At 42.8% G+C, this 17867-nt stretch carries 17 protein-coding genes; 13 read left to right on the top strand and 4 right to left on the bottom strand.

Annotation, left to right across the window (positions count from 1 at the left end):
- Positions 1-56: 56 nt before the first annotated feature.
- Positions 57-1034 (top strand): bestrophin family protein, encoded by a 978-nt coding sequence (locus tag NFI81_RS00330; RefSeq protein ID WP_234615394.1) that lies wholly within the window; start codon positions 57-59, stop codon positions 1032-1034.
- Between the two features lie 535 nt (positions 1035-1569).
- On the opposite strand, the gene NFI81_RS00325 is transcribed toward NFI81_RS00330, so the two are convergent.
- The 4 genes from NFI81_RS00325 to NFI81_RS00310 all read right to left on the bottom strand — a co-directional run bounded on the left by NFI81_RS00325 (position 1570) and on the right by NFI81_RS00310 (position 3388).
- A complete protein-coding gene (locus tag NFI81_RS00325; RefSeq protein ID WP_234615395.1) occupies positions 1570-1749 on the bottom strand; it encodes a hypothetical protein in 180 nt (59 codons plus the stop codon).
- 114 nt (positions 1750-1863) lie between these two features.
- Positions 1864-2850: a type II toxin-antitoxin system HipA family toxin gene (locus NFI81_RS00320; protein ID WP_234615396.1), complete on the bottom strand. Its 987-nt coding sequence runs from the start codon at positions 2848-2850 to the stop codon at positions 1864-1866.
- A complete protein-coding gene (locus NFI81_RS00315) occupies positions 2850-3176 on the bottom strand; it encodes a HipA N-terminal domain-containing protein (RefSeq protein WP_234615397.1) in 327 nt (108 codons plus the stop codon). The genes NFI81_RS00320 and NFI81_RS00315 overlap by 1 nt, the downstream gene beginning before the upstream one ends.
- Positions 3173-3388 carry a helix-turn-helix domain-containing protein gene (locus tag NFI81_RS00310; protein WP_234615398.1) on the bottom strand — a complete coding sequence of 72 codons (216 nt, stop codon included), beginning with the start codon at positions 3386-3388 and terminating at the stop codon, positions 3173-3175. Before NFI81_RS00310 ends, NFI81_RS00315 begins: the two co-directional genes overlap by 4 nt.
- Before the next feature lie 799 nt (positions 3389-4187).
- Here NFI81_RS00310 and NFI81_RS00305 point away from each other — a divergent pair.
- The 12 genes from NFI81_RS00305 (at position 4188) to NFI81_RS00250 (ending at position 17852) form a co-directional block, all read left to right on the top strand.
- On the top strand, positions 4188-4649 hold the full coding sequence (locus NFI81_RS00305) for a hypothetical protein (RefSeq protein WP_234615399.1): 462 nt from the start codon (positions 4188-4190) through the stop codon (positions 4647-4649).
- Positions 4650-4905: 256 nt separating this feature from the next.
- Positions 4906-5682, top strand: coding sequence for a polysaccharide biosynthesis/export family protein (locus NFI81_RS00300; protein WP_234615400.1), 777 nt, complete (start codon positions 4906-4908; stop codon positions 5680-5682).
- Positions 5683-5693: 11 nt separating this feature from the next.
- On the top strand, positions 5694-8057 hold the full coding sequence (locus NFI81_RS00295) for a GumC family protein (RefSeq protein WP_234615401.1): 2364 nt from the start codon (positions 5694-5696) through the stop codon (positions 8055-8057).
- A 55-nt stretch (positions 8058-8112) separates the two neighbouring features.
- Positions 8113-8703: a serine O-acetyltransferase gene (locus tag NFI81_RS26420; RefSeq protein ID WP_275976824.1), complete on the top strand. Its 591-nt coding sequence runs from the start codon at positions 8113-8115 to the stop codon at positions 8701-8703.
- Between the two features lie 56 nt (positions 8704-8759).
- A complete protein-coding gene (locus NFI81_RS00285) occupies positions 8760-10088 on the top strand; it encodes a flippase (RefSeq protein WP_234615402.1) in 1329 nt (442 codons plus the stop codon).
- A gap of 16 nt (positions 10089-10104) precedes the next feature.
- A complete protein-coding gene (locus NFI81_RS00280; RefSeq protein WP_234615403.1) occupies positions 10105-11214 on the top strand; it encodes an acyltransferase family protein in 1110 nt (369 codons plus the stop codon).
- On the top strand, positions 11211-12167 hold the full coding sequence (locus tag NFI81_RS00275; protein WP_234615404.1) for a glycosyltransferase family 2 protein: 957 nt from the start codon (positions 11211-11213) through the stop codon (positions 12165-12167). The genes NFI81_RS00280 and NFI81_RS00275 overlap by 4 nt, the downstream gene beginning before the upstream one ends.
- Positions 12168-12215: 48 nt before the next feature.
- Entirely contained in the window at positions 12216-13436 is a 1221-nt protein-coding gene (locus tag NFI81_RS00270; protein WP_234615405.1) for an acyltransferase family protein, read from the top strand.
- Complete coding sequence (locus NFI81_RS00265) at positions 13433-14656, top strand: hypothetical protein (RefSeq protein ID WP_234615406.1); 1224 nt, start codon at positions 13433-13435, stop codon at positions 14654-14656. Before NFI81_RS00270 ends, NFI81_RS00265 begins: the two co-directional genes overlap by 4 nt.
- Positions 14657-14717: 61 nt before the next feature.
- Positions 14718-15710 (top strand): glycosyltransferase family 2 protein, encoded by a 993-nt coding sequence (locus NFI81_RS00260; protein ID WP_234615407.1) that lies wholly within the window; start codon positions 14718-14720, stop codon positions 15708-15710.
- 2 nt (positions 15711-15712) lie between these two features.
- Positions 15713-16711, top strand: coding sequence for a glycosyltransferase (locus NFI81_RS00255; protein WP_234615408.1), 999 nt, complete (start codon positions 15713-15715; stop codon positions 16709-16711).
- A 64-nt stretch (positions 16712-16775) separates the two neighbouring features.
- Positions 16776-17852, top strand: coding sequence for a glycosyltransferase family 4 protein (locus tag NFI81_RS00250; protein WP_234615409.1), 1077 nt, complete (start codon positions 16776-16778; stop codon positions 17850-17852).
- Positions 17853-17867: the final 15 nt, after the last annotated feature.

Genomic DNA, 17867 nt, shown 5'->3' with positions numbered 1-17867 from the left:
AAAAAGCAGCTCACGGAAATATTATTTCCGTGAGCTGCTTTTTTGTTAATTTTTTTATGAAACCTTTCGCAGTCAAAACCGCGGCATTCTTTTTTAGCAGCAAGCGTGAGGCTTTCTCAAAATCTTCTATCATGTACGTAAAGCAAGTATTTTCAATCTGGCGGCTGCTCGGAGGAATCTGGCACGGGCTCCTTGCCGTGACGGCTTATGCCACACTGGTTTTTTATCTTTTCAGCTACCAGCAATGGCACTTTTTATCATTCCCTATATCGATTATCACCATCCTGGGAACGGCGCTTTCGCTGCTGCTGGGTTTCAGGACCAACTCTGCCTATGACCGCTGGTGGGAAGCAAGAAGAGTCTGGGGCGAGATTGTCAACGACAGCCGCTCTTTGGTTCGGCAATCCATTTCATTTATTAAAACTGATCAGCCAGAAAAAGACGAAGTCATTTCCAACATTGCGCATTTGCAAATTGCCTGGTGTTACGCCCTTACCAATTCATTGCGAAGAGAACCCGTTTTGGTTTATGCCGATCTTCATTTAAACGCAGCCGAGCACGATTACGCATCCAGTCAGGACAACATTCCCAACGCAATTCTGAACCTGATACAATCCCGGTTTACAGAATTGCACGAGCAGAACAAGATTGAAACGCTGCTTTATCAGAACATTGACCAGACCTTACAACGGCTTTGTGATGCGATGGGAAAATGCGAGCGGATCAAAAACACCGTTTTCCCAACCCAGTACAGCTTTTTCGTCGTGCTGGTCATTTTTATTTTTACACTGGTGCTGCCCATGGGTCTTGTGGAAAGCATCGGCAGGATCGCCATTCCGATCACTTTCATCATATCATTTCTTTTCCTTTACGTAGAATGGATCGCCTATGTGATGCAAAACCCGTTTGAAAACGGGCCGAATGATATTCCCATGACCACGCTTTCAAGAACCATTGAAATCAATCTGTTAGAGCTGATCAAGGCTCCTAAAATCCCTGAGAAGATCCTGCCTAAGAATGGTGTGGTGATGTAGATTCGTAACCAACGTACCTTTATCAGCAGCAGCGTTTGCGAACGTCTTAACCGTTTTCCTGTTGTTGAAAATTGCCATTATAGGTGAGTGTTATGGTCGCTCAATAGACTCAAAACCGATAAGCAGTAACTAATTTATCGAATGTTGATGCGCAATTACTATTGTAAGCTGTAAATGATTAAGATTTTGCTAATTGAAAATATCTGGCGTAATCATTGCATCAGTAGAATGTCGTGGCAACCTATACACCACTCCCTTTGAATCAGTGAAATATAAATATGATTCGGAGGGCTTCCTACCATGTCCGTCGGCCCAAATGGCGTAAAAGTCCTTTCTGGCATTTATAGGTTTACGAACGAATGGATGGTTCATAGAACTATTTTTCGTCATTTGTTTTTTGATATGCCATGTACTGCCCCCGTCCTTACTGCCCCACATGGCTACTTGGCCACCCGGATTGTAAGCCTGTGGGCCATTAACGGTTGGTCCAATCACTTTGAGTTTTTTATCTGATTCCACATAGACGGAACCCATGTCATAGTTGCTGTCCAAAGTAGTTACCAAATGGTGCTGCCATCTTTTCTGTTTCCAGCCAAAAAGTGTTCTGTCTAGGATTATTGCCAGGCCCGGCCTGAAACCCTTTACTTGCAAAAATACTGACGAGTTGTACTTTCTTAGGAACCTTCTTCGTTTTGACGGCGATGATTGTCGTCATTTGCCATTTTATAACCATGACAGGCAGCCCGGATCGAAGAAGGAACTTGAAAATCTGACGCCTGACGGAAGTATTGTTACCAGTCGTGGCTCATGGAGAAAGCTTCGCTAATAACTAGATTTTCAGAAGCTGCCTGAGCCGGCCCTGATAAGCCTGAAAGTAATTTTGTTTTGTTGTTTCGTCTAGGAAAGACGCAAAGATTAACCGCTCCACTTGTTCGGACCCGCCGAGCATACGTGAAACTATCCCGTCAAATACTTTCGAATTAATTCCTGCTATTTCAGCAAGTAAGGAAAATTGCTGCATCACCTTACCTTGGGCTAGTTTTTTAGGTAAAAGGCCGTCGTCCAATGCAAAATCTTTATCGCGGATATGCATGCGGCTGTTGAGCAAATCATAGGCGGGGCTCAAACGATAGTCTCCCTGATCGGTTTCGAGCAATGAAAAGTTTTTAAAATGCGCGTCTCCGTTAGAGAATAAATAGTTAAACATTAATGTGCGGAGCAATTTTGGAGATTCGACTGTGTAAGCAGGAACATACTTTTGCATCAGCACGAAAATGTCTAGATAATTTCCTAAATATTTATAGTGCTCTCCATGGGTCTGGGGCGTGCGTCCCGCCAGTGATGCAAAATCATCCTGCGCACATTTCCTGCCATCGGCGTGTCTATCAAATCGTTTAGTAATATAGGACTGCGCTCCGTCGGCAAAAAAGATCAATGCATTCTCTGCTGTTTCGATACCATAAACCTGCCTGGCGATCTGCATAGTCAGATGCTCGTTGGCCGGCATTTGATCCGGCCGGCGGCCAGCGGCTGGTATCGGCTTTAAAATATAATTACCTTGCTCACCTTCTTCGATCAATCGCAATTTATTCTTATCAAGGATTAACGAAAACTTTTCCTGAACACCCGATATTGACATCCGCTTGCGGTTTTCTTCAAAAAGTTCATCGGTGTCTTGATTGGTGGCCGGTGAATCATACCTCAGAATATGGCTTACGCGCTTGCCATCGAAGACTCGCCTCAGGCAATTCTTACTATAAGTGTCGTAGCCAGGCGCCAATGTGCCTGGGCAAAATTGAATATCTGATAAGTTCATTACTTCTCAATTTTAATAATTGTCACAGCTCCAATCGTGTCGCTTTTTGCAATCGTGAGCAGCAAGCCAAAGTGGTCGTTTCGATCTATACGGTTTAGATGACAGACTACTTGTTTATTGGAGCCTTCCGGCAACATGTTATAGAAAAAAGGAAATAGGTATTCAGACCGATAAGCCTGAATCGTTTTTGGTAATGTCAAACTGATAGGAGGTTTCGAACTGTCTTCTACCCATTCTTCGTGGTATTGAAATTCAAATGCACCGTTGTTATCTTGCAATAGAATACCGGCCTCCTCTCCTCTAAAAAGAACCTTTGCACTTCTCATGGATTAATGTTTTTTTTTACGGTTAGGGTGATTTCAAAGCCTAGGGCATCACATAGTTTTTTCAATGTTGATAAAGTAGGATTGCCTTTGCCTGACTCAAATTTTTTTAAAGCTCCCAGTGCTACACCAGATAAGTCTGATAATGCTTTTTGCGTAACCTTTAGTGATTCTCGCCTTGCTTTGATCGCCTCAATAATAGATACAAAGTTCATTATAATGTTCTTTTGAAATAAAGTTAGGATTTTGTTGCTAATTATCCTTAAAAAGTATTCTATAATATACTTTTTAGTGCATGCTAATAAGAGTTGGAGCATTGAGCAAAAAGTACACCAAAAAATACTTTCTGTAACGATCCAAGCTTAAAACCTCTAAACTAACAAGAAAAGTATATGATAGTGTACTTTATCATGGCATTGGAGCAGGCAGTTGCCGACCGAGAAGTCAATTTCTGAATGGTTAATACGGGCTGAGCAGCTGGGCATTATGGGACGGGTAGCCGGATCAAGCTGGCTAACACCGGCGCGATGGTCAATGCGGCACAGAAGGGAAACTCGAGCGAGGTGAGATCCACTGTCGTTCCAAGATGTTGTCCAGCAAGTCAATACGCAATGCTTCCATATAATTCACCTATCAACCGCTCGCCCTTATGACCTCTTCTATGCCTATGGTTCACGCGCCAACCAATTGGCTAGTGAAAAGAAGCACATGTCAAAAATATCCGAGCTTATTTGAGACTCGTTTCGATGCTCTTAAAATAGTTATCAGAATTCTAATATTACGCAGAACCCAGTATAGGTATTTGTAATACAGAATGTCCTGAATGACATCATAACGCAAATTAATCCTTAGCCAACTGGTGCTAGCGAAAGACTGTCGATGGGCTAGCCGCAAAATTACTAGGAGTAAGTCGTTCACTACTAAGAAATTCCGCTCATACAACTTACTTTCCGGTCACAACTAAACGAGAAAAAAACGATAATTTCAATGACCTTAAACCACACATATACGACTATGTCAAATACAGGAAATAATCCTTCTGCTGTTAAAAAACCTGCACCATTAATGCTCAGAGCAAGGGAAGCGGGGGTTCAGGAAGAGATTGAAGGTGAGATAGAAGTGTTTTTGCACGGAACGACCCGGCGATCGGCAGACAGGTTACTTGACCAGGGCGACAGTCTTTCTTCGACAGGTGGAAATCACGGAGGGGCATTGCATACGATTCCCGATGCTAATGTTGCCCTGGAATTTGCCAAACGGTCAGCAACGCAAGTTCCGGGTGAGACGCCAGTTGTAGTGGCCATTGCACTTCCCAAAAAAATTGCGGACAGTCTGCGAAACAAAAGATTGTTGTATTCAACTGCCATTTCTGGTCCTCCACAGGGTGTGCGGGAATTTACACCCCAGCATATTTTTGACAGAAATGCATTGGACACTTTGAAACAGCATGGTTTTTTCTTTGAATATAAGCCATGACGAATACCGGGGTTGTAAGGGCCCAATAATTGGCATAAGCTTTACAAGCGTGCCAAAAATTATATTTTCCTCATCCTGCAGCATATCAAAAGTATCATTTTTTGAAGAACTCGCGTATTGGGACGGTTACCCCGAATTTTCAGGGAGTCGTCCCAAAAATGTAAGCGGGCAGGTGTACTTGTGCTAAGTTTGAAACTAATTACAATAAGTGATCAGTAGCACTTAGAATCCTTCACACAGTACAATACTCAGCGCGATGAATATCAGAAATGCCGCATACATCATTACATTGCTTTTTTTGAGCTCCTGCGGATCTTACAAGCACATCCCTTATTTCCAGGATCTGAAACCCTCCGAAGTCTCTCAGGAAGAAGTTTCCAACTTTTCAGCCATCACTATACAAAAGGCTGATATTCTGGGAATTAATGTCAATAGTCGTAATCCCGAATCCTCCGCTATCTTCAATTATAACCTCAACCGGGCTAATGGTCCCAGTATGGACCAGCCTTCGGACAGCCCGGTTGTAGGTTATCTTGTTGACGAAAAAGGCGAAATCAACCTGCCGCTGGTCGGTAATATGAAGGTGGCAGGCATGACAACTTCCGAACTTCGTGAAAAACTTAGTCAGACATTGCTGACCTATTATAAGGATCCGGTTGTCAATATCCGCCTTCTGAATTTTAAAGTGTCCGTTTTTGGCGACGTAGCACGCCCCGATGTTTATCGCTTACAGAACGAGCGCACCACCATTACACAGGCATTGAGCCTGGCCGGAGATTTGAACATTACTGCGATGCGGACAAATATACTTTTGGTAAGAGAGCAGGATGGAAAGCGCAGTTTTATCACCATCGATCTGACATCAAAAAAATTATTTGACTCCCCTTATTACTATCTGAAAAACAATGATGAGATATATGTGCAGCCTGACCGCACCAAATATGCCACAGTCGATCGCGGTTACCGCGTGACAACGCTGATCCTCTCGGGTCTTTCCATCATCGCCATTGTTCTTTCAAATTTATACCGCTAGTTAGTACGCATATGAGCACTCAACAGATCCCATTTACAGCATTTCCAGTTCCTGACAAGAAAAATCAGGCCCTTGAAATTGCCAACACGGTAAAGAGGTATCTTTATCACTGGCCTTTGTTTGTAATCGGGTTATCCATTGCGGCAGGTTTGTTATTTCTTCATATCAAAAGAACAAGACCTGTATATTCAGTAAAAGCTACGATCCTGATCCAGGACGAGAAAAAAACGCCTAACCAGGCCTCGCCTTTGCGCGAGATCGATTTGATCAGCTCTTCCAAACTGATCGAGAATGAGATCGAGATCCTTAAATCCAAGAAGTTGATCAGTCAGCTTATCAAGGACCTGAAATTAGATGTTGTATACAAAATAAAAGAAGGACTTGTATCGCGGGACCTTTACGGCATTAGCCCCGTGAAACTGACATTGCTAAGCCCGTCTGGTGATTACACCAACGCCGGTGTCAGCATAAAAATTAAAGATGACAAATCTTTCTACCTGGTCATTGATGACGAAAATCAGAAAGAGCTCTCTTTTAAGGACACATTACAAAACTCTTTCGGCAGCTGGAAACTGGAACCTACCAAGTCGGTCAGCCAATACAGCGGGGATCTAATCAACATTAACATTGCTGATCCGGAGGCACTTGCTCTTGCATATCAAAATGGCATAGGCATAAGCCTTTCCAATAAATTATCCACTGCCCTCGTGCTTTCCATCGATGACGAAGTGCCCCAAAGAGGAAAGGACATTATCAATAACCTGATCTACAACTACAATTTAGCCGGTAAAACAGGCAAGATCCAGCAGACCAAGAATACGCTGGACTTTTTGGATCAAAGAATCGCTTCGCTGGCGGGTGAACTTACCCAGGCCGAAAAAGGGATCGAAGGTTACAAAAGCAGCCGGGGAATGACAGATTTGAGCGCGGATTCGAAGATCAGCCTTGAAAATATGCAGGTAAGCGACGCAAGGCTCAATGAAGTCAATGTCCAGCTCAGCGTGATCGAAAGCATAGAAAGATACATTAACGCTTCCAAAAATTCTTCCGAAGTCCCTACCACATTCGGTATTACTGAGCCAGGATTAAGCAACCTGATCGAAAAACTCTCGGAGCTGCAATTACAACGCGACCGGTTGCTGGCAACAACACCGGAAACCAACCCCGATTTTGACCCGATCAACAGACAGATCTATACGACCAAAGCGGCCATCAAAGAAAATGTCAGCAACATTAAAAAATCGCTTTTAAGCACAAAAAGCAAGCTGCAATCCATTAATTCTGAATTTAAATCTTCCATCAAAAGCATCCCTACACAGGAGCGCGAATATGTGAGCATTAAACGCCAGCAGGCCACCAAGGAAAACTTGTACACCTATTTGCTGCAAAAAAGAGAAGAGGCTTCGGTAAGCTACGCAACATCCCTAACTGACGACCATGTCATTGATCAGGCCTACGCCGGACCTGCAAAAAACAGCCAACGTATGCTGGCATTTGCTGCGGCGCTTTTGCTTGGACTAGGCCTTCCGGCTGGTCTTATTTACGTGAGGGGCATGCTCAGCAGCAAGATCACCACCCGTGAAGACATTACTGATAACCTGAAAACGCCCATTATCGTAGAGCTTCCCCTGGAACAAGGAAAAAACGCAATCGCCATTAACCACACCAGCCAGACCGTTGTCAGCGAACAGTTCAGGGCGCTGCGGATCAAGTTGTATTATTTATTTGGCAAAAAAGAATATGGGCGGGTTACCCTGGTGACTTCCAGCGTGCCCGGAGAAGGCAAGAGCTTTGTAAGCAGTAACCTGGGCCGTACACTGGCCTATTCGGGAAGAAAAACCATCATTCTGGAACTGGATATGCGTAAGCCCAAGATCGCCGAGATCTTCGGAATTTCCAAAGAGCGCCTGGGGATCAGTGAATATCTCAATGGCCATGCCGAGCAGAGTGAGATTATTCAACACGCGGCAAACGAGCCGGGTCTGCATTTTATTACCAGCGGGCAGCTTGTTGCAAACCCATCAGAGTTGCTCGAAAAAAAGCTCCTCGTCGACTTGATCGAGAGCTTGAAATATATCTACGACGACATTATCATTGACAGCCCTCCTATTCACCTGGTTCCCGATGCTATGATCCTCTCGCGCGTTTCGGACATTACGCTGTACATGATCAGGCAGGGTTTCACGCAAAAATCAGAGCTTGAATTCATTAAAGAGCTCGATAAGCAGAAGCAGCTGACCAACATTAATATCATTTTTAATGGTATTCAAAGAGTGAAATACGGCTACGGCTACGATTATGACACCAATTATTACATGCAAAAAAAATCGGCACCGCTCAGCTTCATGTTCAGCGACTTTTTAGGCCGGTTCTGATCCTAAGTTGATTTCCTTACCCAAAGCAGACATTACCCTCCATAAATCATAAATTGTGAGAACCTTATTTGTCCTATTTAACTACATCAGATGCCTTCCGCACATTGCGCTGTTTTTAATTCACAGCAAAAAGAAGACGATCTATGCTGATGTTGACAGATGGCTCGGGATCCTGGGCAAAGATTATAGCCGGACGTTCGGGTTTGTATATCTGCTTTCCTTTTATCCCGAATACCGGAATCTTTTCTATTACCGCGTCGGCTACATTCAGTACTTTTTTAAGTTTCTGTGCCCGGAACTATCAACATTGTATCTGTACACGCCCCATATCGGTGAAGGACTTTTTATTCAGCACGGCTTTGCTACCATTATCAATGCCACATCCATCGGCAAAAATTGCTGGATCAATCAGCAGGTGACAATAGGCTTTACCAACTCAACAGATAGTCCGACGATACTGGATAATGCGACCATTTACGCCGGCGCCAAAGTGCTTGGCAATGTGGTGGTGGGCGAAAATGCGGTGGTGGGTGCCAATGCAGTGGTGGTCAAGGATGTACCAAATGACTGCACGGTAGTAGGAATTCCTGCCAGAATCATCAAAATGAACGGTAAAACCGTGCGCAATGTAGAAGCGTTCAGCTGAAACGGCGGATGCCTCAATAAAACTTACTCAACGAATTTTAATTTAAACAAACAACGGTGGAAATCGGAAAATCTGAGAAACGGTTAACGCGGAATATCCTATCCCTGACATTGGTGCAGATCGCTAATTACGGAATGCCGCTGATATCCGTTCCTGTCATTTCCCGCATAATCGGGCCCGAAAAGTTTGGTGTGATTAACTTTGCAGCAGCTTTCATCGCATACTTCACCCTGCTGATCACTTACGGTTTTGACTTGACGGCAACCCGCAAAATCGCCAAAGATCCTACCAACGAACAGAACCGCAACACCGTTTGCAGCGAAGTGTTCAGCACCCAATTGCTACTTTTAATGCTGGCAACCTGTTTGTTTTTCATTCTCGTATACACTGTCCCGCGGCTACAAATCGACAGGAAAGTGATGATTTTCTCATTTGTGATCTGTATCAGCACCGTATTCACCCAGAACTGGCTTTTTCAGGCCATGCAAGATCTTTCCAAGGTCGCCATCTTCAATCTGGTCAGCAAAATCCTGTTTACGATTGCTATTTTAATGCTGGTTCAAAAAAGTGACGATTACATTTGGCAGCCTTTGTTATTTGGTATTATTCAAACACTCGTGGGGGTTGCTTCATTTGTGTGGGCCGTTAAAAAATATAACATCAAGCTATCCAGGGTGCCGGTAAAAAGATGTTTGCAGGTGCTATGGGAAGAAAAAACCATCTTCTTTTCACTTGTCGTGGTCAATTTATATACCACCACAAACACATTCATTTTAGGCATATATCAAAATTCAGAGCAAACCGGATACTATACAGCTGGCCAGCGCCTGATCCTGATCGCGCAGTCGGTGCTGACGCTTCCTTTAACGCAGGCGCTTTATCCGTTTATCGGAAAAGCATTTGGTGACAACCGCGAGCATGGCCTAAGGGTCACGCAAAGGATTATCCCTTTGATCGTGCTCTTTACGGGCACGGCGACGCTTGCAATGATCCTGCTCGGACCTTTTATCATTGGCTTATTCTATGGTCATAAGTTCGATGCCGCAGTTCCTGTATTCCAAATCCTGTCGCTGATTCCACTGATCATTGCGCTCAGCAATGTTTTCGGTATCCAGATCATGCTGAATTTGGGCATGGATAAATACTTTTTGCGGATCACGGCAGTCGGTTCGGTGCTGAGCATTTCATTTAATATTCTAATGATCAAAGAGTGGGGTTACATCGGAACTTCATTCAACTGGCTGATGACCGAGATTTTCATAGTCCTGAGCATGTACGTAGTGCTGCGCAGGCAGGGAATCAACCCCATTAACCTCAACTATTTCAGGCTGTCGAGCTTCAAAGAATATTTGGAGCCCATCAGAACCAAACTTTTTACCCGGTAATTGTTTAAACGTTTTCATGAAGCTTTATTCCATACAATTTTTGCGTGCACTGGCGGCTTTACTGGTAGTTTATTGTCATTCGATAGATCTGCAAGTGAAATATGCTGTTTCACATCAACAGAATTTCTTCCATTTACAGGATTTTGGCGCTATCGGCGTAGACATATTTTTTGTGATCTCAGGCTTTATAATTTCCTTCATTGGTCACAACATTAACGGACCAGGCCAAACCTACGAGTTCCTGAAAAAACGGTTCGCCCGCATTAATCCCTACTATTATCTGGTAAGCATTGTAGCCTTCATCCTCTTTTTTTATCAAAATGATGGCGCCTTCACCTTTAAGTCGGTACTGAAAACAATCACGCTGCTGCCCGTAGAACCGGGGTCTGAGATCTGGTGGCCTGTTCTGACCATCGGCTGGACGTTGAGTTTTGAATGGTTTTTCTATCTGCTTTTTTCAGCACTTATTTATAAAAACATTAAAAGTAAAGAGGGCTATCTGATCATCATGCTCCTTGCCCTGGTAACGATTGGTGTCATACTCAACTCGCCGCTGATCATTATCCAGTTTATCACCCACCCAATCATTCTTGAATTTGGCGCAGGGGCGTTGATAGGATGGCTGTTCAGAAACAAAAAGGTTTCCAATGCTTTGGCTTTCACTTCACTGATTACCAGCATTGTTTGCTTTATAATGCTCATTTGGTTTGGATATGGCAGAGTCTCCGAATCTGATGAGGTTTTAAGCGGCCGGGTTACATTTCTCCGACTTTTCTATTTCGGAATACCAAGCATACTGCTGGTTTTTGGCTGTGTTTTTCTAGAAGCGGGTTCAAAATTCAGGACTATCTGGGAAAACCAAACCTTCCAGCTGCTGGGTAACGCCTCCTACTCCATTTACCTGGTCCATACCATCGTCTTTTCGCTGCTCAGCATGCTTTATGACCGCCTGGGCATGATCGGATCACCCGATGTGCTTATCCTGATCCAGCTTGTGCTGGCGACCATTTTTGGGGTGATATGCCATTTGTCCATTGAAAAGAAAATACTGACCGCTTCAATCAAATTCCTTGACAGCGTTGAGCTCATATTCCATAAAAATTACTCAATTTTCAAAGCCCGATGAATAACATTGCAGCAGTTGTTGTAACCTTCAACAGATTAGAATTGCTTAAAGGGTGCATCGACTCTTTACGCAGGCAAATAATTGCACCAGATGCGATCATTGTCGTTAACAACGGCAGCTCAGATGGCACCGAAGCCTGGCTGCAACAGCAACCTGACCTGATTTTAATCAATCAGGGAAATTCGGGCGGCGCCGGCGGCTTTTATACAGGCATTAAAGAAGCGCACGAAAAAGGTTACGAGTGGATTTGGGTTATGGATGACGACTGCGTGGCCAGCAAAGACTGCCTGGCAACCATGCTAGCCTCATTGCAGTCCAATAATGTACTTTGCGTTGCGCCCATTGTTGTAGATAAAGAAGGAAAAACGGACACACGTCACCGTGGCTGCTTTGATTTCTCGCCCCAGGCGCCTTCCATCTACGTGCCTATTAACGAACATAATGACACTGATATCCTGGTTGATTTTGCTTCGTTTGTTGGCCTGATGATCCATTCAGACGCAATTAAGGAAATTGGTTTACCCAAAAAAGAATTTTTTATTCACAATGATGACGTGGAATACTGCCTGCGGTTAAGCCGGATCAGTAAGGTTCTGGTAAGCGTGAAAGCAAAAATCCATCATTTGGAAAACGCCACGGCGACGGGTGTTCGCAGGACATTTTTGCACAAAGTAAATTACCGCACCCCCTTCAATCAGTTGTGGATCCGTTACTATGGCATGCGTAACATGACCTGGATTAAGAAGAAATACGTCTTCAATCAGTCAAAATCAACCCGGTACAAGATGCTTTATTTGCTGACCCGTTCATTTCTCTCGGATTCAAAAGCGATCATTCTTTACGACGATTTTAAATACAAGCGCCTGACATTCCATTTCAATGCTTACCGCGACGGGTGGAAGGGCGAGTTTGACAACGACCGGCCTAAGCGAATCGTAGCGCTTCAAAAATAAAAGCACTACGGCAACCCAAATAACACCTCCTTTATTCCAGCCATCCTTATGGAAGCCCTGCATTCTCTTGAAAGAAATCACTTTACCGAAAAAACACCCGCGGACCGGTTTGTAAGAAATAACACGCTCGATTTCATCAGAGCCTGCGCAGTGCTGCTTGTTATTTTGAACCACCTTCATCCACTGGCATGGGCGAAATCTGATCCTATCATGAAAAAGCTGGTGGGCTATTTTTTCTATGTGATCAACACCGGCGGATGGATCGGCGTGGACTTGTTCTTTGTTTTGAGTGGTTTTCTGGTTTCGGGGCTATTGTTTAAAGAATACAAAATGAGCAGCCGCATCGATGCGGGCCGCTTTTTGATCAGACGGGGTTTTAAAATTTACCCAAGCTTTATCGTCATGCTCGCCCTGACGCTGGTTTTGGAGAAAACATTATTAATAAACGAAATTACCTTTCCTACCCTGGCCTACCTGACCGACCTGCTGTTTGTACACAATTATATGGGAGGCCGCTGGGCGCACACCTGGTCGCTGGATGTGGAGGAAGGCTTTTACTTCCTGCTTACAGCATTCTTTCTGATTGGCATTAAGCTCAAAAAACTGAACCTGAACACATTGCTGATCACTTACCTGATCCTGCTTATATCAGGCATAGCTTTCAGGTTTGTGGCAAATATCCAGCATCCGGAGTATGATTTCCTGAAGCATTTTTCCAAAACCCACTTCCGGCTCGATTCTCTTTTTCTGGGTGTGATCCTTTCGTATTTGTTCAATAAGAACAAGGTTGAGACAACAAACTTTGTAAGCCGCAACCAGAAATGGATGATCCCCGTTGCAGCTTCGCTATTGTCGCTGAATTTCCTTTTACCCTACTGGGAATACAACATTGTGTCGATTGTGCTGCTTTCTACCAATGCATTGTGTTTTGGCATGTTACTAATGATTGCCCTGTGCTACAAATCCAATGTTGCCTTGCTGAACAATCAACTCATTACATACATAGGCAAAAACTCTTACTGCATTTATTTATGGCATGTGCCTGTTAATGTGTATTTATTGATGGGTTTCAAATCGCTGGGAATCACAACATTCAGTAACAGTTTTCACTGGGTGATATATGCGGTCAGTTACGTATCGCTCTCGCTTATAACGGGAATTTTTTTTACTGAGATCATTGAAAAACCTTTTCTGAACCTGCGGGAGAAGCTCTTCCCTTCCAAAAGCGCCGCGAAAGTGGTTAAGCATGAATTAGCCGTCGTATCATGAATAATTCCAGATATTATCATTTCATTTTCATCTTTATGCTGGTGCTTTTTTCGCTGAACTATTTTTCGGCAAAAATTGCAAGCGGCGGAGCTTTGAAAAACATCAGTTACGCATTCATGCTGGGAACAATTCTGCTTTCACTTCCCCATTTTTTCCGCAAAGCATCAGGCTTCGTACTTCCGGTCCAGATTATTAGTTTCTCGGTCGTCTTCTCTATTTTAATGGCTTACATATCCTGGGGCCAGCAACTTAGTTACAGCGTGAGCACGATTCCTTATTTGATCTGGTTTTCCTTCTTTTTTCTGCTGCACAAAAAATATCCCATTGAGCTCATCGAGCGGGTCGTAATGATCTTTGGCGTAGCTTATATTGTCCTTTACCTTTTCCAATTTCTGCACAGCGACACTGTGTATTTCGGGTTCCGGGAAGAGTTCGTTGAGGACCGTGGCATTGTGCGCATCCTGTTTCCCGGTGCAGGCGTATTTTTTCTGGCCTTTTTTATTGCGATAAACAAAAGCCTTGAAAAAAATGCTTACAAGTGGTTTTACATTGGCTTTGTATTAATGGGGATTGGCGTCACATTGTTGCAGGTTACAAGACAATCCATTGGCCTGGTCGCAGTTATTCTGCTTTTCCATTATGGCAGAAAAGCTTCTATGGCTATGAAAGTTGGCGTAGTTGCGCTTTTCGTCGTGGGAATTATTTATCTGCAAGGTTCTGACATTTATAAAGGCCTGGCCGAAACGCAGAAGGAAACAGTTTCCGAAGGCGATAAATACATCCGCGTCATTGCCGGCGAATATTTTATCAATGACTTTTCTCCAAACATCATGTCGCGGATCTTTGGAAACGGTCTGCCCAACAACACCTCCTCGTACGGCGCTTTTACGACTTATCTTGAAGATGTTTACGGCTTTTACCTGTCAGATGTCGGCATCATTGGTGTATATGTTATGTTTGGCATTTTCGCAGTGCTTAGCTACCTGTATATTTTTTACAAATCGTTCCGCATGCGCGTGCCGGAAAAATATTACTATCTGAAATATTACACCTGCCTGCTGCTTGTGACAAGCCTGACTTCCGACGCTGTTTACTCGATTAACTTCATGATAACCAACGTCTTTGTCTTATATATATTCCAATATTTATACGAGTACGAGCAGCAAATGAGATGGCTGCAAAAAGTGACTGCCGAGCAGGAATTGCAGACAGTCAGTTAAAACGAAACAAAAATCGCGTTTCAATCGCGGGCAGCAAAAAACATATTTAGAAGTCACAATTATGAAAGAGAAATTAGCGATTGTCATTCCAGCTTACAAAGCCGACTTTTTACGCGATGCGCTCGAATCAATCGCAAGCCAGACCAGTCAGGAATTTCACTTATATATAGGAGATGACAACAGTCCGCAGGACCTGTATAGCATTGTGCGCAGCTTCGAGGGGCGGATAAAAATGACTTACAAAAAGTTTGAAGCCAATCTGGGCGGCCAGGACTTGGTTGCACATTGGGACAGATGCATTGCCTTGACCGACAATGAAGAATGGATATGGCTGTTTTCAGATGATGATGTGATGGGCGCCGATTGTGTGGAAACATTCCTGGCAGGTTTGAGCCAAAATGAAGGCACCGACCTTTTTCATTTCAACATTAAAGTAATCAACCGCTACGGCCAACTGGTAAAAACCTGTAACCCGTTTCCACAGCGCATGGCTGTCAACGATTTCTTTTCCAAAAGGATTCAATATCAAGTTAATAGCACTGTTGTTGAGTATATATTTTCCAGAAAAAAGTATGTTGAGTCTGGCTTTGTCAATTTCGATCTTGCCTGGTGCTCCGATGACGCAACCTGGATAGAATTTGGCCGTGAAGGTGGAATTGTTACCTTGGCTGGGCCAACCGTGTATTTCCGGGAAAGCGGCATCAATATTTCCTCGGATTTGAAAGACCGCAGCGTTGTGCTTCGCAAGATCAATTCGAGTGTTGCGTATATACATTGGGTTAAGGAGTTTTTCAAGGGCAACGGAATTACGGACCTGACTTCGGACTTTACCAAACTGAAATGGATCAGCTCAACACTTTTTCTTTCCAAGGCATTTTCAATAGAAGAGAAAAAATCACTCATCATGGATGTAATGCATGAATTGGACTATATCAAATTCGTGAAGCCGGTAAAGGCATATATGTATTATTTGTCTTTAAAATCATTCATGATCACGCTAAGAAAACAAAAATTAAATAAGCCTGCAGCCAGCAGACTTATAACCGCAAATTAAGCATGAGCTCAACAATCAACATTCCTCAACTTTCTATCATTGTTCCCGTTTACAATAAGGAAGCCTATATTATTTCAAGTATTGATTCGATTTTAAAACAAAATTTCACTGATTTTGAATTAATACTGGTTAATGACGGATCCACTGATGCATGCGGTGCTATATGTGATCATTTAGCAAAAAAAGATAGCAGAATTGTTGTTATCCATCAAAATAATCAAGGTGTTTCCAGCGCTAGAAATAATGGATTGAAAATCGCGCAAGGCAAATACATTGGCTTCGTGGACTGCGATGATGTGCTCGACGCAGATATGTATGAACTACTGATCCACAATGCTTTAAAATACAATGTTGATATTTCCATTTGCGGAACCAAGAAGATTTTTCCGGATAAAGTGGAAATGTATCACGATACAAAAGAGATAAAGCTTTATGACAGAGCGCAGGCAATAACTGCGTTACTAACCAAAGAATTTTCCCACAGTGCAAATGACCGGATATTCACTGCCGAAATTGCCCGGAATGTAAAGTTTGAAGGCAGCATGTATGAAGACACATTCTACAATTTCAATGCGCTTAATCTGGCTGAAAAAATCGTTTTTGATGACCAGGTGAAATACAATTACGTGGTTCGGGATAATTCGGTGAGTATGACCAAATTCAGTACAAAATATATGGATACGGTCACATTTTCAAAGCAAATGGTTCAGACCTGCGAGCGCAGCATTCCATCCATAGCAGATGAAGCCAAATATTTTGATCTGATCACAAACATTTCGTTGATAAACCTGATTTTTATTTCCGGGCGTCAAAAATATCTAAACGAACTGCGCCAGGCAACAGCCAATTTATCTGACTATTACCAGTATGAATTTAAAAGGCAAATTAAGCCAAAACACAAATATGCGTTGATGTTGTTTAAGACCAGCCCGTTTGTATATGAGTTTCTGATGAAAGCATATTGCAATCTGGCCAATGCGGACGTTGCCAGAAAAGTCTGATCTGCAATAAGAACAATTAAAAGAAGCAAAGCAGGATTAATAGAAAGATAAAAAGAGACAAACCATGATTTCCAACAGCGTTTCAAAACATATATTAACTGTCGGTGAGGGATATCAACCTCCGTTAGGCGGGATATCCAGCGTTCTTTTTACCTATTCCAAGCATTTTGCTGATTTCAAATTTATTCCTACATATAATCTGCAAATCGGCAAGCTTAGTAATGTATTTTATTTTCTATTAAGCATTCTCAAATTAACCGGAAAATTAATAGCCGACCGGGAAATTAAAGTAGTGCATATTCACGGCGCTCATTACGGAAGCTTTTACAGGAAATATGTCGTATTTGTGATTGCAAAATTATTTTCAAAAAAAGTTATTTATCACAGTCACGGATCCGATTTTCACATATTCTATGACAATGCCAGTGGATTTACCAGAAAATTGATCACAACGTTTTTTAATCACATGGATCTGGTAATCTGCTTATCGCGGCAATGGCAGCAATTCTTTGAAAGCAATTTTAAAATTAGAGAAATTGTCGTGCTGGAAAACATTATTGATCCTGCTGAGCTTGCTAGTAAAAAGAAAACATCAGGAAAGTTGAAACTACTTTTCCTTGGATTTATTGGAGAAAGAAAAGGGATATATGATTTGATAGAAATCATAAAAAATAACAAAGAACATTTTACCGGAAAAATAGAGCTGACCATCGGTGGAAACGGCGAGACAAAAAAACTCGAACAACTGATCAGTGAAGGCGGGTTAGCAGATATCGTCCATTTCAAAGGATGGATTTCTGGCGATCAGAAAAGACAGTTGCTGCAAGAAAGTGATGTGTATATTTTACCCTCTTATAATGAAGGACTTCCGATTTCCATATTGGAAGCAATGAGTTTTAGTATGCCCATTATTTCAACGTCAGTAGGCGGAATCAGCGAAATTTTATCGACGGATAAGAATGGTTACCTGATCAAACCGGGCGATTCAGCCGCATTGCTAAATAGTATAAATGCATTCATTAAAAATCCGGAATTGATCGCGCAAATGGGGCAGCAGTCCAGAGCCATGGTTACCCCTTACTATTCCAATTCCGTTATTCCGAAACTGGAATCCCTTTACGAACGAATGTTATCCAAATAGATATTATAAAATTAA

Source organism: Dyadobacter fanqingshengii, from assembly GCF_023822005.2.
Lineage (GTDB): Bacteria > Bacteroidota > Bacteroidia > Cytophagales > Spirosomataceae > Dyadobacter > Dyadobacter fanqingshengii.
Note: the sequence above shows the minus strand (reverse complement) of the source record. Positions and strands in the feature narration are given on the sequence as shown.